This window comes from Vitreimonas sp. (genome assembly GCF_036392335.1).
Lineage (GTDB): Bacteria > Pseudomonadota > Alphaproteobacteria > Caulobacterales > Aquidulcibacteraceae > Vitreimonas.
This window is the reverse complement of record NZ_DASVYD010000024.1, coordinates 1-22,557: the sequence shown is the minus strand read 5'-3', so window position 1 is coordinate 22,557 and position 22,557 is coordinate 1. Positions and strand designations below refer to the sequence as shown.

Sequence of the window (22,557 nt, the reverse complement as noted above, 5' to 3'; positions counted from 1 at the left end):
TTACAACCGGGCGCTGCCTCAGGCGGCGCCCGGCCTGCGCTGCCGGTCCGGCGTCCCTATATATGCTTTATGCTTCCGACCGGCGCATTCGCGGTGGCGATTGGCATAGGCGCTTTGGTGCTAATCGCGCTGGTTTCGATGCGAGAACCAACTCGCCGACGACGATCGCGTGACGGCGGCCCGATCATTCCGCTTGGCGACGCTGATCATGACGGGGACGCCGATTTCGGCGAGGGCTAGATCATCGATAGGCTGTCGAGATGCAGCGCTTGTCGCGCGGGGCGCTCGAACATGACCGCGAACATCTCGTCGCCGCGCTCGGTGCGCTCCACGTTCATGGACGCGATGATGGCCATGATGACTCCAGCAAACGCGTAGAGCCGGTATTCGCGCCACACCTCTTCGAAGTCTGCATCCGCGCCCAGTGTGCGCAGCTCGTCGACATAGAAGCGCACCAAGCGCTCTTCCTCCTGCGCGCGGACGCCCGCGTCAGCGACGCTTGTGCCGATCAAATAGGCGACATCGGAAGCGCCCGCGCCCAGCCCGAGCGTCTGCCAATCGACAACGTATGCGCCGCCATCTGGAGAGAACAGAATGTTGTCGATGCGCAGATCGCGGTGCTGGATGGTGCGCGCTTTGGGACTGGTCTCGAAATAAGTCGCCGTCCGCGCGACCAGTTCGCCGCCCAAGGCAAGCAGGTCCGGGGCGATCCGCGCCGCATAACGTTCCCGGAATTGCGCGTAGAGCGGCGCGAGCATTTGCCTAACCATCGCGTCAACCTGGGGCTTCGGCTGCAGCCAGGCGATATCGTCTAGCCGCGGATCGCCCCAATACGGCGCATGCAGTCTCGCTGCTTGCTTCAGCGCCGCCTCAATCTGCGCCACCGACGCGCCCGCAAGTTGGTCGCCTTGCTGCGCCGGCGCCAAATCCTGCAACAACAATACGAATTCGCTCTCATCTGCATTGGCTTCGAGATGCAGGCATTTTGGGCAAGCGACGCCAATCTTGTCGGCCAACTCGCGATACCAGCCTAATTCCAGCGCGTACGACCCGAGTGCGGCCGCTATGGCGCGCGTACCGGCGTCGGCGGAGGGACATTTGGCAACGATCGAAGCGGGGCCTTCGCCGCCTTTCCAATCGAGTCTTACGCGGAAGCTCAGGCTCATTTGTCCGGTGCCGATCGATTTGGCGCTGAAGCCAGCAAGCGAACCGGCTGGCGCGCCTAGTTTTTGTTCGAGCCAGGCGTGCGTGAAAGCGTCGGGGTGTGATGGCGTGGTCATGGGGCGCCATCCAGCATGCTGGTGAATCCGCTGGGCGCATGGGGGCCAATCAGGAATTGCTCCAGCACACCCGCGCCGGAATAGGTCTTGCCGCCATCATTGAGCGTGGCGCGGGCGAGTGCCTGGATGTGTATTTGCCCCGGTGCACTATCGTCGACCTCACGCGTATCGATCACATCGTATGCGGTCTCAAACTCGCCATGGTCGCGGCCATGCCCCCACGTCGGATGCGTGTAGCCAAGCCCGCTCATGTAGAAGTGCGCACCGGTCGGCTCAATGCTCAACTCCGGTCCATTCTCGGCCAAGCGCACGCGCGTCTTCTGCAGCCGTCGCGAGCCGGAGCGGTAGATCAGCTCTGTTTGCGGCGCCTCGAATTCGGTGCGCGACGCGCCAATCACATCCACCACGGCGCGCCTATTCCAAGCCCGCCCAGCCTCATCGTCATTCGTGTGGAAGAACACCGCCCGGTCGCCGAAATTGAATGGCGCCCAGAGCCAGAAGAATTGAAATGGCGCCGGCGCGGGCTGCGAGTCCGCCGCGCCCACGGGGCGAATGCCCCACGAGCGATCCCGCGTCCCCAGCGCGCCGGCCACATCGAGTTTCTGCCCCTGCAACGAAACCTCGCCGCTCCAGGCGCCGTTTTGCGTCATGCGCGTGTAATCCATGAACATGCGCGGCCCGACGCGGCGGGTGAATCGCGGCTCCTCGATCGGCCGATGGCGGGCGTCGAACACCAAATCGGCGCGCACGCCGCCGTCATTGTCGCTGACGCGCAGCCCGAGCTTCTGCAACGGCTCGATCACGCGCACCTCGATCGGCCCCACGCGCAAATCCATGCGCTCGCTGTTCAGCCGTCGCGAGGCGCGCACATTGTGCTGCTTGCCATCCACGAGCAGGCAGAAGGCCGCGTCGATCACATCGAGATGCGGATAGACGCCCAGCGCGGCCGCCAAGAACACCGAGCCGTCGGCGCTATAGCCGTTGAAGAAATAGCGATCGTAGAAATTGCGGTCGCTGCCGGAGAACGCAATCGGCTCCGGCGTCTGGTGGATCGGATAATCGTCACCCCAGGTCAGCATTGGCGTTTCCTCTTATGTTTTGAGGAAAGCCTAGAGCTTCATTGTACGCTTACAAGCTTGTCGTGGCGGGAGCCTAGCGCGCGATTTCCACGCGGTAGCTTTCGATCACCGTGTTGGCGAGCAGCTTCTCGCACATCTCTTTCACCTGCGCTTCGGCGGTGGCGGGGTCGAGGTCGCCATCGAGTTCAATCTCAATGCGCTTGCCCACGCGTGCGTCGTGCACGCCGCCAAAGCCCAGCTCCTTCAGCGCGCCGGCGACGGCCTTGCCTTGCACGTCCAGCACGCCCGGCTTCAGGCCGACGGTCACGATCGCTTTCATACTAGTCCCCCTCGCGCCGCTCTCGCCGGCATAGCAAACCGGCGAGGCGGGTTCGTTCAATTCTTCAAACTCAGTGGACACTCTCGCCGCCAGCGGCCGCTTGTTTCACGATGCCCAGGCGGCGTGCGACTTCCACATACGCCTCGGTGACGTTGCCGAGATCGCGGCGGAAACGGTCCTTGTCCATTTTCTCGTTGGTCTGCACGTCCCACAGGCGCGCGCTGTCGGGGCTGATTTCGTCGGCCACCACGGTGCGCACCATATCGCCCTCATAGAGGCGGCCAAACTCGAGCTTGAAATCGACGAGCTTGATGCCGACGGCGCCGAACATGCCGAACAGATAATCATTGATGCGCAGCGTCAGCGCCATGATGTCGTCGATCTCTTGGGTCGAGGCCCAATTGAACGCGGTGATGTGCTCTTCAGCGACCATCGGATCGCCGAGTTCATCCTTCTTGTAATAGAATTCGATGATCGAGCGCGGCAGCGGCGTCCCTTCCTCGATGCCCAATCGCGTGGAGAGCGAGCCGGCCGCCACGTTGCGGCAGACCACTTCGAGCGGAATGATCTCAACGTCGCGAATGAGCTGTTCGCGCATATTGAGCGTCTTGATGTAATGGGTCGGCACACCGATCGCGTTCAGGTTCTGCATGATGAACCCGGAGATCTGGTTGTTGATGACGCCCTTGCCCTCAAGGATCGCTTTCTTCTGCGCGTTGAAGGCCGTCGCGTCGTCTTTGAAATACTGGATCAGGGTGCCCGGCTCGGGGCCCTCGAACAGAATCTTGGCTTTGCCTTCGTAAATCTTCTTGCGACGGGACATGATGCGCGCCCTCCTGAGGCGGTAACCGGATATTGCCCGGAAATGCCTCCAAGGCCGCGGAATCGCCCGGCGGCCTCTAAAGTCCAGAACTTAAGGGCAAAGCGGGGCGCCCACAATTGGCGCAGGCGCCCAGATGCGGTTGATTGGCTGCGCGGGGCTCACTATTCATGCCAGCAACTACCCTGAAAGGCGGAAAATGAGCCAATTTAACGATCGTGAGCGCGCGGAAGAGAAGAAGTTCCAGCTCGACCAAGAGCAGGAATTCAAGGCGCAAGCCCGCCGGGCCAAGATCGTGGGTCTTTGGGCGGCCAATCTCATCGGCCTGAGCGGTGAAGAGGCGGAAGCTTACGCCAAGTCCGTCGTGATGGCCGACCTTGAGGAAGCGGGCGTGGAAGACCTCTTCCGCAAAATTCGCGCCGATCTCGACTTGCACGCCGTCCAGCTGTCGGACCACCAGGTCCGCGCCAAGATGGAAGAGGCGTTGAACGAGGCGCGCGCGTCGGTGAAAGCTGGGCAGTGAGCGCCGAAGCGGGGCGGGCCTCCGTCCTGCTGACGTTCTGGCGCGGCGTGCGCTTGCGCTGCCCCGCATGCGGTGCGCGGACCTTGTTTCGCGCCTACCTCAAACTCAACGAGACATGCCCTGCCTGCGGGGCCGATTTTTCGCGCTCGGAAACCGCCGACGTCGCGCCCTACGTGACGGTGATGCTGATTGGTTTGATCGGCATGCCGCCGATCCTGGCGCTCGCGATGCACGCGGGAGAGTACGCCGAACTGATGCTCGCGCCCGCCTTGCTGTTTGCTCTGGTGCTCGCGCTGGTCCTGTTGCCGCGCGTCAAAGGCGTTCTCGCCGCGCTCCTGTGGCGGGCGCGGCGAGAAATGTAGCCTCAGGGGTTCAGGTGCCCGATCGTGTAGTTCACGATGCGGTCGGCGTCTTTGAAGACTTCGCCGAGATCGACCTTTGAATCGCGCTTATGGACGTGCGCGGTCAGCGCCTGTTCAAAAGCAAAGCGACGGAGGTCCAGCATGACCTCTTCATCCCATTCGTCATTTTCCGGCTCGAATTCGCTCATCGCCCATCCCCTTCTGGAATCTGGATGGCCAAGGCTTCCAATGCTTCGCGCAAACGCGCAAGCGGGGACGCGGAGCGTTGAAGCGCCGGAACGATCAGCCGAAGACGCGCTGGAAGATCGCATCGACGCGGGCGAAATGATGGGCGTCGTCGAAGCAGGCGTCGATCGTGTTCATGTCGAGCTTCGCGGTGATTTCGGCATCGGCTTTCAGGCGGTCGATCAGCGCGGTGGCGGGGCGCGGCGGCGGGCTTTGCCACACGGCCATCGCGTTGCGCTGCACGAGACGGTAGGCGTCTTCGCGCGTGACCCCCGCTTGCGTCAGCGCCAGCATCACGCGTTGCGAATTGTGCAAGCCGCCGAGCAGCGCCAGATTGCGCGCCATGTTCTCGGGATAAACGACCAGCTTTTCGATCACCATCGCCATGCGGTGCAACGCGAAATCGAGATGGATGGTGGCGTCTGGGCCGATGCCGCGTTCGACGGACGAGTGCGAAATATCCCGCTCATGCCAAAGCGCCACGTTCTCCATCGCCGGCGTCACCGCGCTGCGCACCAAGCGCGCGAGGCCGCAGAGGTTTTCCGTCAGCACCGGGTTGCGCTTGTGCGGCATCGCCGACGAACCCTTTTGGCCGGGCTCGAAGAATTCTTCCGCTTCTAACACTTCGGTGCGCTGCAGATGGCGGACTTCCGTCGCCAGGCGCTCGATGCCGCTGGCGACAACCCCGAGCGCCGCAAAGAACGCCGCGTGACGATCGCGCGGGATCACTTGGGTTGAAACCGGCTCGATGGCGAGGCCGAGCTTCTCAGCGACATAAGCCTCAACGCGCGGATCGATCTGCGCGAATGTGCCGACGGCGCCTGAGATCGCGCAGGTGGCGATCTCCGCCTTCGCCGCTTTCAAGCGTTCCCGATTGCGTGCGAACTCAGCGTAATGGCCGGCGAGCTTCAAACCAAACGTCGTCGGCTCGGCATGGATGCCGTGCGAGCGGCCGATTGTCGGCGTCGTCTTGTGCTCGAACGCGCGCTGCTTCAGCGCCGCCATCACACGTTCGCAGCCAGCGATGAGCAGATCACTCGCGCGCGCCAGCTGCACGGCCAAGCAGGTGTCCAGTACGTCGCTCGACGTCATGCCTTGATGGGCAAAGCGCGATTCTGGTCCCACGTGCTCCGCCACGCTGGTGAGGAACGCGATCACGTCGTGTTTCACCTCGCGCTCGATCTCATCGATGCGCGCGACGTCGAACTTGCCCTTGGCGCGGTATTCGTCGGCCGCGCTCTTCGGAATGGTGCCGAGCTCCGCCATCGCCTCCATGGCGAGGGTTTCGATCTCGAGCCAGATGCCGTAGCGGCTCTCGGGCTCCCAAATGGCCACCATGTCGGGGCGGGCGTAACGCGGAATCATGGGCGCCTTCTAACGCCCAAGGGCGGTCCCGTCACGCCACCCAGTCGCGGCGCAAGGTCCGGGCTGATAGCAGGAAATGCAGCGCGGCCCACAGATACCCGCAGACACCGATCATCATCGCCCAGCGCAGGCCCACTTCCACGGCGGCCGTGCAGGAGGCGTTGCCGGTCAACGTGGCGCAGGCTTCGGTGGTGAGCCCGGCGCTGGCCAATTGGCCGTTCGCCAGGAAATCCGAGAGCGCGCCGATTACGGGCGGGCCCATGCCGTAGCCGATCAGGTTGACGACGAAGAGCAGCACGGCCACGGCGGTCGCGCGCATGCGCGCCTCAACAACCCCTTGGGTCACGGCGTACATCGGCCCGAGATAGAAATAATGGGCGATCGCCGCGATCATCAGCGCCGGCATGGCGATCCAGATGTTCGGCAGGACGAACGAAAGCAGATAGAGCGGTGTGGCGATAAAGAAGCCCAGCGCCGGCAGCCACGCCAGCGCGTTCGGATGGCGCTTGGAAATACGGTCGGCGAGGAAGCCGCTAGTGAACGTGCCGATGGCGGCGCAGAGACCGAGCACAACGCCAATGATGGTGGCGGCTTCGAACAGTGAGAAGCCGTGCGTGCGGATCATGAAGCTGGTCAGATACTGGCCGACGCCGTAGCCGACGAAGCTGGCCAGCGCCGAACCAAAGGCCACGTGCCAGAAGGTCGGCTTCTTCGCGAGCGCGGCCACGGCGGACACGAAACTCGGCGCCTCAGCCTTTGCGGTCGCGCGCGGCGGTTCCTTCACCGTGAGCTTTACGATCACCGCAAGCAGCACGCCAGGCACCCCCAGCCAGATAAACGCCTCGCGCCAGCCCACGTGTGTCGCGATCCAACCGCCGCCGACGGCGGCGATCATCGAGCCAATCGGAATGCCCAGCGCATAGATCGAAAGCGCCGAGGCGCGGCGATCGGACGGGAAATAATCCGAGATCACGGAATTCGCCGGGGGCGTGCAGCCCGCTTCGCCGATGGAAACGCCAACCCTCGCCGCAAACAACGTGGCGTAATTGATCGCGAAGCCGCACGCCGCCGTCATTGCGCTCCAGAGGCCGAGGCAAACGGCGAGAATGGTCATGCGATTGTGCCGCTCCGCGAAACGCGCGATCGGAATGCCGAGCAATGTGTAGAGGATCGCGAAAGCGGGGCCGCCGAGCAGGCCGAGTTGGAAATCGCTCAAGCCAAATTCGGCTTTGATCGGTTCCTGGATGATGCCAATGACCACGCGGTCGATGAAATTGAAGGTGTAGACCACCAACAGGGCGCCTAAGACATAGGCGCGGTAGCCCTTGGTCGCGTACCCCTGAAAGGCCGGCGCTGTGGCGTCGGTCATGCATGTCCCTCCCGCTCGGCGGGGCGTTCGCCCTCGTTCCAGACAGCACTGTATGGGCTCGCGCGGGGGCGGCAAGTATTGAATTGCGAAGGGTTAGATCAGGCCGAGGTTCTTAAAGCTCGCCACGCCGTCACGGCCGATAATGAGGTGGTCGTGCACATTGACGCTGATCACCTCGGCCGCCGCTACGATTTCGCGAGTAATCGCCAGATCGGCCGCTGACGGCTTGGGATCGCCGCTTGGATGATTGTGCACCAGGATCAGCGACGCCGCCGAGAGTTCGAGCGCGCGGCGTGCGACCTCACGCGGGTAAACGGGCGCGTGATCGACGGTGCCTTCATTCATGATCTCATCTGCGATGAGCTGGTTCTTGGAATCGAGGAAGAGAACCCGGAATTGCTCGCGCGGCTCGTGCGCCATGCTCAAGCGGCAATAATTCACCAACTGCGACCAAGAGGTAATTACGGTGCGCTTTGCCAGGTCGGCCCTTGATGCACGCTCCATAATCGCTTGGGCGATCTTCAGATCCTGCGCGACCGATGGGCCCGCGCCCTTCACCTCAGCGATACGCTGCACAGGGGCCGCAAGCACAGCTGATAGGCTTCCGAATTTCGCTAACAGCGCCTTGGCGAGAGGTTTTGTGTCTTGGCGCGGAGTAGTGCGGAACAGCATGAGCTCGAGCAACTCGTAATCCGCCAGCGCGCCGGCGCCGGCCTCATCGAAGCGTTGCCGCAGACGCGCGCGGTGGTCGTGATAGTGCGGCTTGTCCGGCGTGGGCTTCCTGCCCGCGGCGGCGGGGCGCGCGACCTTAATCGGTGGGCCATCGAGCTGAAACGGGAAGAGTTCGCTGTCTTCGACGGCGCGTGGCGGATCGGCTTTCGATTTGCCCCCGCCCGCCATCGGTCAGGCCGTCAGCGCGTGCGGTTGATCGAGCCCAGCGGGAGACTTCGTGAAAATCTCGATGCCGTCGTCGGTCACCCCGATGGAGTGCTCGTATTGCGCCGAGAGCGACTTGTCCTTCGTCACCGCCGTCCAACCATCGCCCAACACTTTCACGGAGGGCGAACCGAGGTTCAGCATCGGCTCCACAGTGAAGAGCATGCCGGGGCGAATTTCCTCGCCTTGGCCGGGTTTGCCGAAATGCAGAATGTTCGGCGCGTCGTGGAAGACACGGCCAAGTCCGTGGCCGCAGAATTCGCGCACGATCGAGCAGCGTTCGCTTTCGGCATAGGATTGGATCGCGTGGCCGAGATCGCCGAGCTTCATCCCCGGCTTGATCACGGCAAGACCGCGCATCAACGATTCATAAGTCACGTCCATCAGCCGCTGGGCCTTACGCGGCACTTCGCCGACGCCGTACATGCGGCTCGTGTCGCCATGCCAGCCATCGACGATCACGGTGACGTCGATGTTCAGAATGTCGCCCGAGCGCAGCACCCGATCGCCCGGAATGCCGTGGCACACGACATGGTTGAGCGAGGTGCACACGGTGTGGCGATAGCCGCGATAGCCGACGCAAGCCGGCAATGCGCCATGATCGAGCACGAATTCGCGGGCGAGGTCGTCAATGCGGCCCGTGGTGACGCCCTCGCGCACTTCCCCCACCAGCATGTCCAAGCATTCGGCGGCGAGGCGGCCAGCCTTGGCCATGCCCGCGAAGGCCGTGGCGCGGTCGTACAATTTGATCTGGCCGATATTGCGCTCTGGCGCGTCGGTCGCGTCTACGAAACTCATCTGATCTCCAATGGCGTGATCGTAACATAGGAAGGCTTGGAAAGGCAGGCGATTGGGGGTGTCGGCGCCGAACGCGGCGTGCTGTCTTAGCCGAGCGAGGACGGGTGGGAGCACGGCTGATGATCAAGCGCTTGGTTTTATTTGTTTTCTGTCTGGCATTCGGCCTGGGGCCGGCCCCGGCGTTTGCGCAGAAGGGCGGTGGCGGGCAGGTCATCACGATCAGGGTCTGCAACAACACTAACGACCCCGCCAACGTCTCGATCTCGTATCAGCCGGTCAACCAGCGGCAATTCTACAACCAGGGCTGGTTCACGGTGCAGTCGCGCGCCTGCAGCGACCTAGCCGAAACCGCCAATGGCTATTTCTACGCTTATGCGGAAGTCGTGAACGACAGCACGCGATTTTGGGCCGGCGATTTCCCGCTGTGCGTGGTTTATCCCGGGCCGTTCAATTTCTGGAGCAGCAATTCCGACCGCTGCGCCGCCGGCCAGGAGGTCCGCCAGTTCGTGCAGATGCAGACCGACAATTTCGGCGTCTTCACCTGGAACCTGGATCAGTGATCAAGCGGCTTGCGCGCCAGTGCGGCCGATTACGCGGTTGCGCCCGGCGCGCTTGGCTTCATAGAGCGCTTCATCGGCGCGTTTGACGACGGTGTCGGCGGTGTCGTCGTTGCGCTCGGCGCAGGCGACGCCGATGGAGACCGTGATGTCGAGCGGCATGGGCACGCCTGGGACGCCAAAGGGCGCGGCGCAGATGTGTCGGCGCAGGCGCTCGGCGGCAAGGCAGGCGATGTCGCCTGCGGTGCGTGGCATGATGACAATGAATTCTTCCCCGCCCATGCGGCAGGCGAAATCAGACGGCCGCGTATTGGTCGCGAGCCGCACGGCGAATTCGCGCAACACCGCGTCGCCGACGTCATGGCCATAGGTGTCGTTGCATTGTTTGAAGTGGTCGATGTCGATCACCATCACGGACACCGCATCGCCGCCGCATTGCGCGCGTTGCACCAGCGGGCCGAGTTGCGCGTTCATGAAGCGACGATTGTAGAGATTGGTGAGCTGATCGGTGATCGCCAGTTCGAGGCTTTGGTCCAGGCGCGAGCGTAGCGCATCCATGTAGCGTTTGCGTCGCATCAAGGTGCGCGCGCGCGCGATGATCTCTTCCTCGTCGATTGGCCGGGTGATGATGTCGTGGGCGCCCAGCTCCAGTGCGCGGACGGCGCGCTTGCGCTCATCCGCATCGACGATCGCCAGTATAGGCAGATGCCGCGTCGGCTCGCCCGAGCGCATGCGCGCGATCACGCGGAAGCCGTCAAAGCCTTTGGCCGCCACCGAAACCACGACGAGGTCCGGCGGGCCAGCCGGGGCTTCCTCGCCCAGCAGGCTGACGCGATGCTCGATTCCGAGTGCGGCCTGCATGGCTTTGATTTGGGTTGGATTGTCATCAACGATCAACACGTTGCCGGCGCTCAGCCGCAATTGCTCCAGCGGATCGGGGCGCAGTTCTTCCTCGATCACGCCGAGGCGGCGTCCGTTCGCCTCGCGCGCGCGCAATTCGTCGGTGACGACTTTCAAGCTCAGCAGGCTTTTCACCCGCGCCATCAGCTGCACGTCATCAATCGGCTTGGTCAGAAACTCTTCCGCGCCCGCTTGAAGCCCGCGCACTTTGCTGTCGCGATCGTCCAGCGTGGTGAGAATCACAACGGGAATGTGCCGCGTTTCAGGCATCGCCTTGAGGCGACGGCAGGCTTCGTAGCCGTCGATGCCGCCGGGCATCATCACGTCGAGCAGAATGAGGTCAGGGCGTTCGCGCTTGGCCAATTGCACAGCTTCTTCGCCGCGCTGCGCCATCAGCACTTCATAATAATCCGCCGTCAGCTTCGCTTCGAGCAAGCGTCGGTTCGCTTCCAGGTCGTCGACAACGAGGATGCGCGCGCTCAAAGCGAGCCTCCTAGCCGATGAACTTGCGGATGGTTTCGAGGAAGGTGGTCACCGAGATCGGCTTGGAAAGGTAGGCGTCGCAACCGGCCGCGAGGATTTTCTGCTCGTCGCCGCGCATCGCGAACGCCGTCACCGCCACGACCGGAATGTGCTTCAGCGCCTCGTCCTTCTTCAGGCGATCGGTGATTTCCAGGCCGGAGATTTCCGGCAGCTGGATATCCATGATGATGAGGTCGGGCTTGTGTTCGCGCGCGAGCGGCAAGGCTTGGCGACCGTCTTTGGTCTTGACGGTGCGGTAGCCAAAGGCTTCCAGCAGATCGTTGAACAGCCTCATATTGAGTTCGCTGTCTTCGACGATGAGAACCGTTTTGGCCATTTACCCGCTTCGCTTTTGCGGCCCCGAGAGCCCAGATAGGCTGAAGAACGGCCTTATAGCGCCGAGGCCTTAACAACCCATCGCAATACCAGCAATCTCGCCAGTATTGTTAAGAAGACCTTAAGGATTGCAGTATGCGGCTAGGCGTGGATTTCGGCGGCACCAAGATCGAGGGGGCGCTGCTTGATTCCAATGGCGAAATCCTTGTCCGCCAGCGCGTGCCAAATCCTGGGAATTACTCGGACGCGGTGCGTGCGGTGGCCGATTTGACGGCGCGAATCGAACAGGAAACAGGCAAGCGCGCCGGCGCGGTGGGCGTGGCCATGCCCGGCTCGCTGTCGCCCATCACCGGCATGGTGCGCAATTCCAACTCGACCTGGCTCAACGGCAAGCCCTTTCTGGAGGACTTGAAGGTTGCGCTCGCGCGGCCTGTGCGCGTGGAGAACGACGCCAATTGCTTCGCGCTCTCGGAGGCCGTGGACGGCGCGGCCGCTGGTGGACGCGTGGTGTTTGGCGCGATCTTTGGCACCGGCTGCGGCGGCGGCGTTGTTGTCGATCGCAAGACCATCGAAGGCGTCAACGGCGTCGGCGGCGAATGGGGTCACACGCCCTTGCCTTGGGCCCGGGCCGACGAAACGCCCGTGCGTGATTGGTGCGGCCGCTGGCAATGCCTGGAGCAATGGGTCTCCGGCACCGGCTTCAAGCGCTGGGCCGGCATGAGCGCGCGCGAGGCCGACGAAGCCGCGCAGGCTGGTGATGCCAAAGCGATCGTCGCGCTCGATCACCTCGCCGACAAGATCGCGCGCTGTCTCGCGGTGGTGATCGACATCATCGATCCCGACGTGATCGTGTTCGGCGGCGGCGTTTCGAACGTCGAGCGCCTATATCCAAGTGTGCGCGGCAAGCTGATCGCGCATGTGTTCTCGGATGTGGTGAAAACGAAAGTGGTCAAGAACATGCACGGCGATAGCTCAGGCGTGCGGGGCGCCGCCTGGCTGTTCACGCCGGAGGAAGCGGCCTGAGATGATGCTCTGCCGCGCCTGCGCGCGCGTCATCGAAGGCGCACGCTGCGTCTGCGGCGGGGATTTGCCGGTGGAGCATGCCGAACTCAACCAGCTCTCCATCGCCCACCTCGATTGCGACGCGTTCTACGCCTCGATCGAAAAACGCGACGATCCAAGCCTGGAGGCGCATCCGGTCATCGTCGGCGGTGGCAAGCGTGGGGTTGTTTCCACCTGCTGCTATGTCGCGCGCGCCTATGGCGTGCGTTCGGCCATGCCGATGTTCAAGGCGCTGAAGCTCTGCCCGCAAGCCAAAGTCGTGCATGGCGAGATGCGCAAATATGTCGAGGAAGGCCGCATCATCCGCCGCATGATGGAAGATCTGACGCCGCAGGTGCAGCCGCTCTCCATCGACGAAGCGTTTATGGACTTAAGCGGCACCGAAGCGCTGCATGGCGGCTCGCCCGCGCAATCCTTGATCAAGCTGCAGAACAGAATCTGGGAAGAACGCCGGCTCACCGTCTCGATCGGGCTCAGCTTCAATAAATTCCTGGCCAAGACCGCGAGCGATCTCGACAAGCCGCGCGGCTTCTCCGTGATCGGGCGCGGCGAGGCGCTTGCCTTCCTCGAGAGCCGAGCCGTCTCCACGCTGCCCGGTGTTGGCCCCGCGGGCGCGACCGCGCTCGAACGCAATGGCCTGAAGAAGATCGGCGACATTCGGCTCGTCGGCCCGCAGCGCATGCGTGCGCTTTACGGCGATTGGGGCGCGCATCTCTTTGCGCTCTCGATGGCCGATGATCCGCGCGTGGTCGATCCGCACGGCGAACGCAAAAGCATCTCGTCGGAGACCACGTTCTTCGAGGACATATCGGCCATCGAAGCGCTCGAAGACATTCTCTGGCCGCTCTGCGAGAAGGTCGCCGCGCGCTGCCGCGCCAGCGAAACCGCGGGCCGCACGTTGACGCTGAAGCTCAAAGATGCGCGCTTCAAGATCATCACCCGCCGCCGCCAATTGCCGGAGCCGACATTGCTCGCGCACCGCATCTTCGAAACCGCCCGCGAACTGCTGGCGGGCGATGCGGATGGCCGCACCAAGTATCGGCTGATCGGCGTCGGCCTCTCCGATTTCAGCGACGCGGCCGCCGCCGACAAAGGCGACATGCTCGACACCGAAACCCCCAAACGCGCCGCCGCCGAGGCGGCCATCGCCAAGGCGCGAAGCAAGTTTGGCAAGGACGCCGTGCAAACCGGCCGGGCGCTGAAAGCGGATTGGGATGACGAGTGAGGTTGGTGCCGCTAGTAGAGATGTAACGCACTGAGGGAGCATCAGATGGGCCGGGTTGACGCGCGCTTGCAGGAATTGGGCATCACGCTGCCGACGCCGCCGGCGCCGGTGGCCTCCTATGTGCCGTACGTCGTTTCCGGCAACCTCGTATATGTGTCCGGCCAAGTCTCGGTCGACGCGAGCGGCGGCATCAAGGGCAAGCTGGGCGACGCGATCGAGGTCGAGGAAGGCCAGGCGGCCGCGCGGCTCTGTGCGCTCAATCTGCTGGCGCAGGTGAAGGCGGCGTGCGGCGGCGATTTGGATCGGGTCAAGCGCGTGGTGAAGCTGAGCGGCTTCGTCAATGTGACGGCCGATTTCAGCCCAATCCCGCAGGTCGTGAATGGGTGCTCGGACGTCATGGTCGCTGTGTTCGGCGACGCGGGCCGGCATTCGCGTTCGGCCGTGGGCGTCGCCAATTTGCCACTGGATTTCGCAGTCGAAGTCGATGGGATTTTTGAATTAGAATAGTTGAATGGACGGCACGGACGCGCTTTCGATCTCCGTAATTGGCGACCTCGCCAATATCGAGCGCGCTGTCTGGGACGGCTTGGCCAATCCAGCCGAAGCACCGTTTGATCCATTCCTCTGCTGGGATTTTCTGCAAGCGCTTGAAGAGAGCGGCTGCGCTACGGCAGCCAGCGGCTGGCAGCCTGCGCATTTGATCGCGCGCGAGGCGGGCGGCGCGATCGTCGGCGCCATGCCGCTTTACGCCAAGGATCATTCCTACGGCGAATACGTGTTCGACCATGCCTGGGCCGATGCGTTGCATCGCGCTGGCGGCGCCTATTATCCCAAACTGCAATGCGCCGTGCCGTTCACGCCGGTGCCGGGCCGGCGCATCTTCGCGCGCGACGCCGCCGTTGAAGTAGCGCTCGCGCAGGGCGCGATCGGGCTTGCTCAGCGCGCCGGCGCGTCGTCCGTGCACGCCACGTTTGCCAGCGAAGCGCAGTGCCAGCGCCTCGCCCCGCTCGGCTATCTGACGCGCGTCGGGCTGCAATATCATTGGTTCAACCGTGACTATTCCAGCTTCGCCGATTTCCTCGCCGACCTCTCCTCGCAGAAGCGCAAGACGATCCGGCGCGAGCGCGAACGCGCCAGCGAAGGCGTGCGCATCAAGCGCCTGCAAGGCGACGACATCAAAGCCCACGACTGGGACTTCTTCTTCCGCTGCTACATGGACACGGGCTCGCGCAAATGGGGCTCGCCCTATCTCAATCGCCAATTCTTCGATTTGCTTGGCGAACGCATGGGCGACAAGTGCGTGCTCTTCGTCGCCGAATGTGACGGCGCGCCGATCGCCTCGGCGCTCAACCTGATCGGCGGTGAGGCGCTTTATGGGCGTTATTGGGGGCGCGTCGCCGACGTGCCGTTCCTGCATTTCGAGCTCTGCTATTATCAAGCTATCGACGTGGCGATCGAGCTCAAGCTTCCGCGCGTCGAAGCCGGCGCCCAGGGCGATCACAAGCTCGCGCGCGGCTACGTGCCGGCGCCGACGTATAGCGCGCACTGGATCGCGCATCCGGGCCTGCGCACCGCGATCGCGCACTATCTCAACGCCGAGACGCCCGCGATCGTGAACGAAGCTGAGGTGTTGGCCGAGCACACGCCGTTTAGGAAGACTGATTAGCCCGCGCGCTCAGGGCGCGGCAACTCGGCGAGCGTTTGGCGTTCGTACTCCCGCGGATCGAGCTTGCAGGAATTGAGTTCGACCTCGAGGCGATGCGTGGGGCGCACGTCAGCTGGAGCCGGGCGCGCGACGGGCGTTTCGCCGACGAACCATGCGACGTAGTCCTGGCACCAAGCTTCGCGCGCTTCGAACGGCGCTGCGGCGATTGGCGCGGGTTCGGCGGGGCGTTTGTCGTCGGCTTGCGCCAACGCTGCGGTGGAGGCGCTGGCGATCAAGAATGTGGTGTAAACGAGATTGCGCATGGGCTGATCCTTCGCCTGGATCAACGCTGCGTTGTCACGACTGTTCCGCTGTTCCCGGCTTCGGCGCCGCCGCTTTCAGCACCGCTGATACATGACCATAAGGCCGTTGGGATCACCGGCAGCAAAGGTATTGTCGTTCAATTGGTTCACGGGCTGCGCGGATATTCTGTTGGCGTACGTAAGAGTGAGCACGTCGTTTTCAATCGACCAATTGCCGCTCGCGCCGGCGTAGTCGGCGAAAGTGCCGTCCTCACTGAAGACGTACGGCTGTCCGCAACCCGCTCTAAGGCCCCACATGCCGATAACCTCTGCGCGCGTCAGCGGGGTGTCGTCGATATCTGTGAAGCCATCGGGCTGCCCAGGTACGATTGTCGGTTCCAAGACTACGGGCGTGGATGGCGTTTGCGCCGTTGGCGGTGAGGATTGCTCGCAGCCAAATAGAACGAGGGCGCTTATGCACGTGATCGCGCAACGCTCAATCGACATGCTCAACCTCCATAACCGGATTAGCGCCGCCGCTTGCCGCGTTTGGTATCACGATCGCGAAACCCGCCACCGCCGCCGCGGCCTTGGCGGCTCATGCGTGATTTGCGCCAACCGGGGATCGCTTCGAGCGGATCGCTGAGCACGCTAAACAACAAGCCGCCGCTGATTGGCGTCGCTTCATCCAGACGCACTTCGACACGCATGCCGAGCGGGAAGCGTTGACCGGTTTGTTCGCCAACGAGCGCGTGCGCGGCTTCGTCGTGCACCCAGCGTTCATTGCCGAGCGTGGAGATGGGCGCGAGGCCGTCCGCTTGGGTTTCGTCCAAGCGAATGAAGAGGCCAAAGCGGGTGACGCCGGTGACGCGGCCTTCGAATGTGTTGCCGACGCGATCGGCGAGGAAGGCGGAGATATAGCGCGCCGTGGCGTCGCGCTCGGCCGCCATGGATTTGCGCTCCATTTCGCTGATGTGCTCGGCCGTCTCGACGTAGCGCGCCTCTTCCTTATCCGTCGCGCCATCATCGCCCAGCTTCAGCGCGCGGATCAGCGCGCGGTGGATGGTGACGTCAGCGTAGCGGCGGATGGGCGAGGTGAAGTGAGAATAGCGCGCGAGGTTGAGGCCGAAATGGCCGATATTGTCGGGTGAATACACGGCCTGCGATTGGGTGCGCAGCACGACCTCGTTGATGATGTCCTTGTTCGGCGACGTCTCGGCCAGATGTAGAATGCGGTTGAAGCGCGCGGCGGTGACGTTTTGGCCTTTGGTCCAGCTCATCTCGACAGTAGGCAGGAAGTCCGAAAGCGAGGCGATCTTCTCGTCGCTCGGGCGATCGTGGACGCGGTAGATTTGCGGGCGGTTCTTCTGCTCCAAGGTCTCGGCCGCGCAGACGTTGGCCTGGATCATGAATTCTTCGATGAGCTTGTGCGCATCGAAGCGCTCGCGCCGCTTCACGCCGGCGACCTTGCCGTCCTTGAAGATGATCTTGTGCTCGGGTGCGTCGATCTCGAGCGGTTGGCGCTTTTGCCGGCCAGCCCACACGCACGCATAGGCCGCCCACAGCGGCTTCAGGATCGTCTCAAGTAGTGGGCCTGTTTTGTCGTTCGGTTTGCCGTCGATCGCGGCTTGCGCTTGTTCGTACGAGAGCTTCGCCGCCGAGCGCATCAGGCCGCGCACGAATTTGTGGCGGATCTTTTGGCCGTCGCGGTTGAAGATCATCTCCACGGCCAAGCAGGCGCGTTCCTCGCTCTCACGCAGCGAGCAGAGATCGGCCGACAGCGATTCCGGCAGCATGGGCGCCACGCGATCGGGGAAATAGGTGGAGTTCGACCGCCGCCAAGCGCCGCGATCGAGCGGCGAGCCGGGCTGTACGTAAGCGGCGACGTCGGCGATGGCGACCCAGACGCGCCAGCCGCCTTTGTTCTTCTCGTCCGTATCGGGCGCGGCATAGACGGCGTCGTCGTGATCGCGCGCGTCTTCGGGGTCGATGGTGATGAGCGGAACGTCGCGCAGATCGGTGCGACCCTTGAGCGTGGGCTTTTGCGCCGCCTTGGCTTGCGCTTCCTCGTCCGGTGAGAAGCCTTCGCTGATGCCGTGCGTGTGCATGGCCAGGATCGAGGCGGCGCGCGGATCGCTTTCACGGCCGATGACCTCTTTGACGATGCCGCGCTTCGGCCCATGCGCGCGGCCGCGTTCGGGCGCCAGTTCGACGAAGACGAGGTCGCCGTCTTCGGCTTCGCCGACATGCTGCTGTTCGATCAGCAGCGGGTAGCGCGCTTTACGGTCGGCGGGTTCGACGCGGCCACCGCCAAATTTGGCGCGCGGGTCCTTGTTGGCGCGATAGACGCCCAAGATGCGGTGCGCGCTTTGACCGAGGCGCTTGACGACGCGGGCGACGAATTCGCCGCTCTCTTCGCGTGCGATGCGGGCCAGTACGCGATCACCCACACCGATCGCGGCTTCGCCTTTCATGCGGCGCGCTTCGCCGGGGGCGAGGCGGATCATCGGGCCGAAATAGCCCTCTGGGCCCCGCATGCGCGCGAGCAATTCGCCGTCCGGATCGCGATCGACAATATCCATCACGCCGGATTCAGGCAGCGCGTTCGCGTCGGCGTAGGATTTACGCCCGGTGCGCCCGAGCGCGCCTTCTTCTTCCAGCTCGCGCAGGATGTGGCGGAGCTCTTTCTTCTGCTCGGGGCCAATGCCCAATTCATGCGCGATGTCGCGTTTCTGCGCCTTGCCGCCAGATTTGCGGATCGCCTCGAGCACGCGCTCGCGGGTCAGGGGCTCAGGGAAGGTGGGTGGGCGTTTGGGCATGTTATCGTTTGCTAGTGGCGACGATCAGCGAATGAACAAATGCGCCGATCAATGGGATCAGGATGGGCCAGTCTGCCCCGACAAATCCAGCACTCACGCCGAATAGGACGAACAAAGCCGCCCAGAGCGCAAAGACCTGAAAGAGGCGAGCACTTTTGGACGCCATGAATCTCAGTGTGTCACCTCTCCACCGCGAGGGGGAGAGGTCGCTCGAACTTGTTCGAGCGGGTGAGGGGGTGAGGTTGCAGGATTGGGCTCATCTCGAAGTCCCACCCTCATCCGGTCCGCCTTCGCCAAGCTACGGCGGACCACCTTCTCCCGCCCATGCGGGAGAAGGGAGATCAGTGTCACGCCTTCTTCGCAGCCTTCTTAGCCGCCGGCTTTTTCGCGGCCGCTTTCTTCGGAGCCGCCGCCTTCTTGGCGGCTACCTTCTTAGGCGCGGCTTCCTTTGGCGCGGCGGCTTTCTTCGCTGGCGCTTTCTTTTTCTTTTTGCCGCCGCCGGCTTCGGCGCGGGCGGCTAGGAGGGCGAGGGCTTCGTCGAAGGTGACGTCTTCGGGCTTCTTTTCCTTCGGCACGTTGGCGTTGGTTTCGCCGTCATTGATGTAGGGGCCGTAGCGGCCGCTCAGCACGCGCACCGGCTTGCCGGTGACGGGGCTTTCGCCAAGCTCCTTCAATGGCGCGGGCGCTGCGCGGCCGAAGCGGCCTTTGCCGCCGCCGGCTTTCTTTTCTTCGATCAAAGCGACGGCGCGATTCATTTGAATTTCGTGCACGTCGTCGGCGCCGGGCAGATTCACATAGAGATTGCCCATTTTGATGTACGGGCCGAAGCGGCCGATATTGGCGACGATCATTTCGTTTTCGCTCGGGTGCATGCCGATTTCGCGCGGCAGCGAGAGCAATTTGATCGCGGTTTCGAGATCGACGTCCGTCGGCGCGCGGCCCTTCGGCACGCTGGCGCGCTTGGGCTTGTCGGGATCGTTCGGATTCGGCGTTTCGAAATAGGCGCCGAAGCGACCGTTCTTCAACACCACCGGGCCGTTGGGGCCTTCGCCAATGATGAGACCGTCGGACGGAATAGCTTGCTCGGCGTCTTCACTGCCTGCGAGTTGGCGCGTGTATTTGCACGGCGGATCGCCGTTGTAGTTCGAGCAGCCGACGAAGGCGCCGAACTTGCCGAGGCGCAGCGAAAGCTGGCCCACGCCGCAGAGCGGGCAGGTGCGCGGATCGGAGCCGTCTTCCTTCGCGGGGAAGATATGCGGGCCCATCACCTCGTTCAGCGTGTCGAGCACTTGCGTGATGCGCAGATCGCCGGTGTCGGCGATGGCGCCGCTGAAATCTTTCCAGAAGTCGCGCATCAGCGCTTTCCAATTGAGTTCGCCGGCGCTGACTTCGTCGAGCTTCTCTTCGAGGTCGGCGGTGAAATCGTATTCGACATACTTGCCGAAGAAATTTTCGAGGAAGGCGATGACGATGCGGCCGCGATCATCCGGGATGAAGCGGTTCTTATCCATCGTGACGTAATTGCGCTCGCGCAGCTTTTCGAGGATGGCCGCGTAGGTCGAAGGCCGGCCGATGCCGAGTTCTTCGAGTTTCTTGACGAGCGAGGCTTCCGAGTAACGCGGCGGCGGTTCGGTGAAGTGCTGGTCAGCCTTCACGTCCTCGACCTTGACGCTCTCGCCTTGCTTAAGCTGCGGCAAGCGGCGGTTTTCTTCGTCTTCCTCGTCGTCGCGGCCTTCTTGGTAGAGCTTCAAGAAGCCGTCGAAGAGAATGACTTGGCCGGTGGCGCGGAGTTCGACCTTGCCCGTCGGCTCGGTGAAATCGACGCTGGTGCGTTCGAGCGAGGCCGCTTCCATCTGAGAGGCGACGGCGCGCTTCCAAATCAGGTCATAGAGCTTCGCTTGATCGCCATCGAGGCTGAGCTGTTGCGGCGTGTTCGACGGATCGGTCGGGCGGATCGCTTCGTGCGCTTCCTGCGCATTCTTGATCTTCGATGCGTATTTGCGCGGCTCGGCGGGCACGTAATTATTGCCCATCTGTTTGCCGATTGCGGTGCGCAAGTCGCGGATCGCGCCTTCGTCCATGCTGACGCCGTCGGTCCGCATGTAGGTGATGTGGCCGGCTTCGTAGAGACGCTGCGCGGTTTGCATCGTGCGCGAGGCGTTGAAGCCAAGCTTGCGCGCGGCTTCCTGCTGCATCGTCGATGTCGTGAACGGCGGCGGCGGATTACGCTTAGTCGGCTTGGCTTCCACCGCGCTGACAATGAACTTGCCGGCCTTGATCGCGTCGCGCGCGGCGAAGGCCGTCGCTTGGTTTTCGATGTCGAGGCGCTTTAGCTTTTTGCCTTGGAACGCCGAGAGGCGCGCGCTGAAACTTTCGCCGCGCGGGCTCTGGAGCGCCGCATCAACGGACCAATATTCTTGCGGCTTGAAGCGCTCGATCTCGACTTCGCGGTCGACAATGATGCGCAGCGCCACCGATTGCACGCGGCCGGCTGAGCGTGAGCCCGGGAGTTTGCGCCAGAGCACCGGCGAGAGGCCGAAGCCGACGAGATAGTCGAGCGCACGGCGGGCGAGGTAGGCGTCCACCAGCTCCATGTCGATGTCGCGCGGGGCGGCCATCGCGGCTTGCACGGCGGGCTTGGTGATGGCGTTGAAGGTGACGCGCTTTACCGTCTTGCCCTTCAGCGCCTTCTTTTGATTGAGGGCCTCAAGCACGTGCCAGGAGATGGCTTCGCCTTCGCGATCCGGGTCGGTGGCGAGGATGAGATTGTCGGCGGTCTTGAGCGCGTCGGCGATGTCTTTGACCCGCTGGCGGGACTTTGGATCGATCTCCCAATCCATGGCGAAGTCTTCGTCCGGCTTCACCGAACCGTCCTTAGGCGGCAGGTCGCGGATATGGCCGTACGAGGCCAGGACCTTATAGTCCGAGCCCAAATATTTGTTGATTGTCTTGGCCTTAGCCGGGGATTCGACGACGACGACGTTCATGTGTGGCGGAATTTCTCGTGGCTTTGAGGGCCGAAGCGGGGCCGGAAACTGGGGGGCGACCCGGCTCGTGTCAACGCGCCCGGATATGGCGCAGCGCCCGCTTATGCGCCGATGGCCCTAATTTTCCCTTCAAATTTAGACCCTTGCAACAATCGGCGAATCTGTAGCGATTGCAACTGTAAGGTGCGATAGACAACCTAGCATGGTTGTGTTTGGCGGGGATTCTAATGTCAGACAACAATCACGGGCGGCTGGATGAAATCTCGCCCCAGGACGTGGCGGGGTATGTCCGCGATGTCGCCGCCCAGCTGGCGCATATGGCCCGCGCCATGGGTCTGGGCAAGCTGGGCCAGTTGTTGGAGGAGGCCGCGCGCGAAGCCGAACGCCAAGCTCAGGAAAACGCCGAGCCCGACGATGCAGCGTAGCCGCCGGGGAGCGAGGCGGCGCGGCCATTGAGTTCCAATTCCGTCAGCGCGGCGGCGACCGCGCCGGTGGGCGCCTCCAACAAGCGCGCCAGATCATTGACGTGCACGGGTGTGGGCGAAAGCAGATCGAGGATTTGCTTTTGAAGTTTGCTGGACGGGGGCGGCGTTTCTAGGGCGTCGTCGAACAGGGGCCCCGCCGAAAGCGGCCGCGCGGGCGTGACCTCGCCGAGGGCTGCGATCACGTCCTCGGCGCTTTCGATGAGTGTGGCGCCTTGCTTGATGAGCGCGTTCGAGCCGCGGGCGCGCACGTCGAGCGGCGAGCCGGGCGCGGCCATGACATCGCGGCCCTGATCGGCGGCGGCGCGGGCGGTGATGAGCGAGCCTGAACGCAAGGCGGCTTCGATCACGACAACGCCGCGCGAGACGCCGGAGATGATCGCGTTGCGGCGCGGAAAGTCGCGGGCGCGTGCGATCGTGCCGAGCGGCGCTTCGGTGATCACGGCGCCCTGTTCGCAGATGGCTTCATGCAGTCTGAGGTTCTGCGGCGGGTAAGGGTGATCGAGACCGCCGGCGAGTACGGCGACGGTGCCCGTCGCGAGTGCGCCTTTGTGGGCGGCCGCGTCGACGCCGCGGGCGAGGCCGGAGACGATGGTGAAGCCTGCAGCGCCAAGCTCAGCGGCCAGGCGCTCGGTGAACATCAG

At 63.4% G+C, this 22,557-nt stretch carries 24 protein-coding genes; 8 read left to right on the top strand and 16 right to left on the bottom strand.

Translation table 11 applies throughout. The features are described 5' to 3' along the window. Nucleotides 1-236 precede the first annotated feature (236 nt). The 4 genes from VF769_RS05650 to purC all read right to left on the bottom strand — a co-directional run bounded on the left by VF769_RS05650 (nt 237) and on the right by purC (nt 3,504). On the bottom strand, nt 237-1,280 hold the full coding sequence (locus VF769_RS05650; protein ID WP_331007401.1) for a phosphotransferase: 1,044 nt from the start codon (nt 1,278-1,280) through the stop codon (nt 237-239). Continuing rightward, a complete protein-coding gene (locus tag VF769_RS05645) occupies nt 1,277-2,359 on the bottom strand; it encodes a hypothetical protein (protein ID WP_331007400.1) in 1,083 nt (360 codons plus the stop codon). Before VF769_RS05645 ends, VF769_RS05650 begins: the two co-directional genes overlap by 4 nt. A gap of 73 nt (nt 2,360-2,432) precedes the next feature. Next, entirely contained in the window at nt 2,433-2,678 is a 246-nt protein-coding gene (gene purS, locus VF769_RS05640; protein ID WP_331007399.1) for a phosphoribosylformylglycinamidine synthase subunit PurS, read from the bottom strand. A 70-nt stretch (nt 2,679-2,748) separates the two neighbouring features. Then, entirely contained in the window at nt 2,749-3,504 is a 756-nt protein-coding gene (gene purC / locus VF769_RS05635) for a phosphoribosylaminoimidazolesuccinocarboxamide synthase (RefSeq protein ID WP_349258099.1), read from the bottom strand. A gap of 193 nt (nt 3,505-3,697) precedes the next feature. On the opposite strand from purC, the gene VF769_RS05630 reads away from it, so the two are divergent. Together VF769_RS05630 and VF769_RS05625 are read left to right on the top strand one after the other, a co-directional pair. Next, complete coding sequence (locus tag VF769_RS05630) at nt 3,698-4,021, top strand: DUF1476 domain-containing protein (protein WP_331007398.1); 324 nt, start codon at nt 3,698-3,700, stop codon at nt 4,019-4,021. Next, nucleotides 4,018-4,383, top strand: coding sequence for a DUF983 domain-containing protein (locus tag VF769_RS05625; protein WP_331007397.1), 366 nt, complete (start codon nt 4,018-4,020; stop codon nt 4,381-4,383). Before VF769_RS05630 ends, VF769_RS05625 begins: the two co-directional genes overlap by 4 nt. Before the next feature lie 2 nt (nt 4,384-4,385). On the opposite strand, the gene VF769_RS05620 is transcribed toward VF769_RS05625, so the two are convergent. From VF769_RS05620 to map, 5 genes are all read right to left on the bottom strand, one after another. Continuing rightward, complete coding sequence (locus VF769_RS05620) at nt 4,386-4,571, bottom strand: hypothetical protein (protein WP_331007396.1); 186 nt, start codon at nt 4,569-4,571, stop codon at nt 4,386-4,388. A gap of 94 nt (nt 4,572-4,665) precedes the next feature. Further along, nucleotides 4,666-5,973, bottom strand: coding sequence for an adenylosuccinate lyase (gene purB / locus VF769_RS05615; protein ID WP_331007395.1), 1,308 nt, complete (start codon nt 5,971-5,973; stop codon nt 4,666-4,668). Nucleotides 5,974-6,004: 31 nt separating this feature from the next. Then, nucleotides 6,005-7,342: an MFS transporter gene (locus VF769_RS05610; protein ID WP_331007394.1), complete on the bottom strand. Its 1,338-nt coding sequence runs from the start codon at nt 7,340-7,342 to the stop codon at nt 6,005-6,007. A 93-nt stretch (nt 7,343-7,435) separates the two neighbouring features. Then, nucleotides 7,436-8,242 (bottom strand): RadC family protein, encoded by an 807-nt coding sequence (gene radC / locus VF769_RS05605; protein WP_331007393.1) that lies wholly within the window; start codon nt 8,240-8,242, stop codon nt 7,436-7,438. A gap of 3 nt (nt 8,243-8,245) precedes the next feature. Further along, nucleotides 8,246-9,076, bottom strand: a complete 831-nt coding sequence (map, locus tag VF769_RS05600; RefSeq protein WP_333783617.1) for a type I methionyl aminopeptidase — start codon at nt 9,074-9,076, stop codon at nt 8,246-8,248. A gap of 119 nt (nt 9,077-9,195) precedes the next feature. On the opposite strand from map, the gene VF769_RS05595 reads away from it, so the two are divergent. Then, nucleotides 9,196-9,636 (top strand): DUF1036 domain-containing protein, encoded by a 441-nt coding sequence (locus VF769_RS05595; RefSeq protein WP_331007392.1) that lies wholly within the window; start codon nt 9,196-9,198, stop codon nt 9,634-9,636. On the opposite strand, the gene VF769_RS05590 is transcribed toward VF769_RS05595, so the two are convergent. Together VF769_RS05590 and VF769_RS05585 are read right to left on the bottom strand one after the other, a co-directional pair. Next, nucleotides 9,637-11,016 carry a PleD family two-component system response regulator gene (locus tag VF769_RS05590; protein ID WP_331007391.1) on the bottom strand — a complete coding sequence of 460 codons (1,380 nt, stop codon included), beginning with the start codon at nt 11,014-11,016 and terminating at the stop codon, nt 9,637-9,639. Nucleotides 11,017-11,026: 10 nt separating this feature from the next. Further along, entirely contained in the window at nt 11,027-11,392 is a 366-nt protein-coding gene (locus VF769_RS05585; protein WP_331007390.1) for a response regulator, read from the bottom strand. 134 nt (nt 11,393-11,526) lie between these two features. Here VF769_RS05585 and VF769_RS05580 point away from each other — a divergent pair, with 134 nt between their 5' ends. From VF769_RS05580 to VF769_RS05565, 4 genes are read left to right on the top strand one after another with little or no spacing between them, the layout of a single operon-like run. Then, a complete protein-coding gene (locus VF769_RS05580) occupies nt 11,527-12,414 on the top strand; it encodes an ROK family protein (RefSeq protein WP_331007389.1) in 888 nt (295 codons plus the stop codon). Nucleotide 12,415: 1 nt separating this feature from the next. Then, the gene (locus VF769_RS05575) at nt 12,416-13,678 is read left to right on the top strand and encodes a DNA polymerase IV (protein ID WP_331007388.1); all 1,263 of its coding nucleotides are present in this window, start codon (nt 12,416-12,418) and stop codon (nt 13,676-13,678) included. Between the two features lie 45 nt (nt 13,679-13,723). Then, nucleotides 13,724-14,185 (top strand): RidA family protein, encoded by a 462-nt coding sequence (locus tag VF769_RS05570; protein WP_331007387.1) that lies wholly within the window; start codon nt 13,724-13,726, stop codon nt 14,183-14,185. Nucleotides 14,186-14,189: 4 nt separating this feature from the next. Beyond that, nucleotides 14,190-15,344, top strand: a complete 1,155-nt coding sequence (locus VF769_RS05565; RefSeq protein ID WP_331007386.1) for a GNAT family N-acetyltransferase — start codon at nt 14,190-14,192, stop codon at nt 15,342-15,344. Here the strand turns inward: VF769_RS05565 and VF769_RS05560 are convergent. From VF769_RS05560 to topA, 4 genes are all read right to left on the bottom strand, one after another. Beyond that, nucleotides 15,341-15,646: a hypothetical protein gene (locus VF769_RS05560; RefSeq protein WP_331007385.1), complete on the bottom strand. Its 306-nt coding sequence runs from the start codon at nt 15,644-15,646 to the stop codon at nt 15,341-15,343. The two genes, VF769_RS05565 and VF769_RS05560, sit on opposite strands and share 4 nt — an antisense overlap. Before the next feature lie 75 nt (nt 15,647-15,721). Next, a complete protein-coding gene (locus VF769_RS05555) occupies nt 15,722-16,132 on the bottom strand; it encodes a lipocalin family protein (RefSeq protein ID WP_331007384.1) in 411 nt (136 codons plus the stop codon). A 20-nt stretch (nt 16,133-16,152) separates the two neighbouring features. Continuing rightward, complete coding sequence (gene rnr, locus VF769_RS05550; protein WP_331007383.1) at nt 16,153-18,444, bottom strand: ribonuclease R; 2,292 nt, start codon at nt 18,442-18,444, stop codon at nt 16,153-16,155. A gap of 347 nt (nt 18,445-18,791) precedes the next feature. Then, a complete protein-coding gene (topA, locus tag VF769_RS05545; RefSeq protein ID WP_331007382.1) occupies nt 18,792-21,431 on the bottom strand; it encodes a type I DNA topoisomerase in 2,640 nt (879 codons plus the stop codon). Between the two features lie 227 nt (nt 21,432-21,658). On the opposite strand from topA, the gene VF769_RS05540 reads away from it, so the two are divergent. After that, a complete protein-coding gene (locus tag VF769_RS05540) occupies nt 21,659-21,856 on the top strand; it encodes a hypothetical protein (protein ID WP_331007381.1) in 198 nt (65 codons plus the stop codon). Here the strand turns inward: VF769_RS05540 and VF769_RS05535 are convergent. Further along, nucleotides 21,823-22,557: DNA-processing protein DprA (locus tag VF769_RS05535; protein WP_331007380.1), on the bottom strand; the 735-nt coding region annotated here is incomplete at its 5' end. The two genes, VF769_RS05540 and VF769_RS05535, sit on opposite strands and share 34 nt — an antisense overlap.

Bases quoted from the DNA above. Each gene is read 5' to 3' on its own strand.
- VF769_RS05650 (WP_331007401.1), bottom strand. From the start codon at position 1,280: ATGACCACGCCATCACACCCCGACGCTTTCACGCACGCCTGGCTCGAA.
- VF769_RS05645 (WP_331007400.1), bottom strand. From the start codon at position 2,359: ATGCTGACCTGGGGTGACGATTATCCGATCCACCAGACGCCGGAGCCG.
- purS (WP_331007399.1), bottom strand. From the start codon at position 2,678: ATGAAAGCGATCGTGACCGTCGGCCTGAAGCCGGGCGTGCTGGACGTG.
- VF769_RS05630 (WP_331007398.1), top strand. From the start codon at position 3,698: ATGAGCCAATTTAACGATCGTGAGCGCGCGGAAGAGAAGAAGTTCCAG.
- VF769_RS05620 (WP_331007396.1), bottom strand. From the start codon at position 4,571: ATGAGCGAATTCGAGCCGGAAAATGACGAATGGGATGAAGAGGTCATG.
- purB (WP_331007395.1), bottom strand. From the start codon at position 5,973: ATGATTCCGCGTTACGCCCGCCCCGACATGGTGGCCATTTGGGAGCCC.
- VF769_RS05610 (WP_331007394.1), bottom strand. From the start codon at position 7,342: ATGACCGACGCCACAGCGCCGGCCTTTCAGGGGTACGCGACCAAGGGC.
- radC (WP_331007393.1), bottom strand. From the start codon at position 8,242: ATGGCGGGCGGGGGCAAATCGAAAGCCGATCCGCCACGCGCCGTCGAA.
- map (WP_333783617.1), bottom strand. From the start codon at position 9,076: ATGAGTTTCGTAGACGCGACCGACGCGCCAGAGCGCAATATCGGCCAG.
- VF769_RS05595 (WP_331007392.1), top strand. From the start codon at position 9,196: ATGATCAAGCGCTTGGTTTTATTTGTTTTCTGTCTGGCATTCGGCCTG.
- VF769_RS05585 (WP_331007390.1), bottom strand. From the start codon at position 11,392: ATGGCCAAAACGGTTCTCATCGTCGAAGACAGCGAACTCAATATGAGG.
- VF769_RS05580 (WP_331007389.1), top strand. From the start codon at position 11,527: ATGCGGCTAGGCGTGGATTTCGGCGGCACCAAGATCGAGGGGGCGCTG.
- VF769_RS05575 (WP_331007388.1), top strand. From the start codon at position 12,416: ATGATGCTCTGCCGCGCCTGCGCGCGCGTCATCGAAGGCGCACGCTGC.
- VF769_RS05570 (WP_331007387.1), top strand. From the start codon at position 13,724: ATGGGCCGGGTTGACGCGCGCTTGCAGGAATTGGGCATCACGCTGCCG.
- VF769_RS05565 (WP_331007386.1), top strand. From the start codon at position 14,190: ATGGACGGCACGGACGCGCTTTCGATCTCCGTAATTGGCGACCTCGCC.
- VF769_RS05560 (WP_331007385.1), bottom strand. From the start codon at position 15,646: ATGCGCAATCTCGTTTACACCACATTCTTGATCGCCAGCGCCTCCACC.
- VF769_RS05555 (WP_331007384.1), bottom strand. From the start codon at position 16,132: ATGTCGATTGAGCGTTGCGCGATCACGTGCATAAGCGCCCTCGTTCTA.
- rnr (WP_331007383.1), bottom strand. From the start codon at position 18,444: ATGCCCAAACGCCCACCCACCTTCCCTGAGCCCCTGACCCGCGAGCGC.
- topA (WP_331007382.1), bottom strand. From the start codon at position 21,431: ATGAACGTCGTCGTCGTCGAATCCCCGGCTAAGGCCAAGACAATCAAC.
- VF769_RS05540 (WP_331007381.1), top strand. From the start codon at position 21,659: ATGTCAGACAACAATCACGGGCGGCTGGATGAAATCTCGCCCCAGGAC.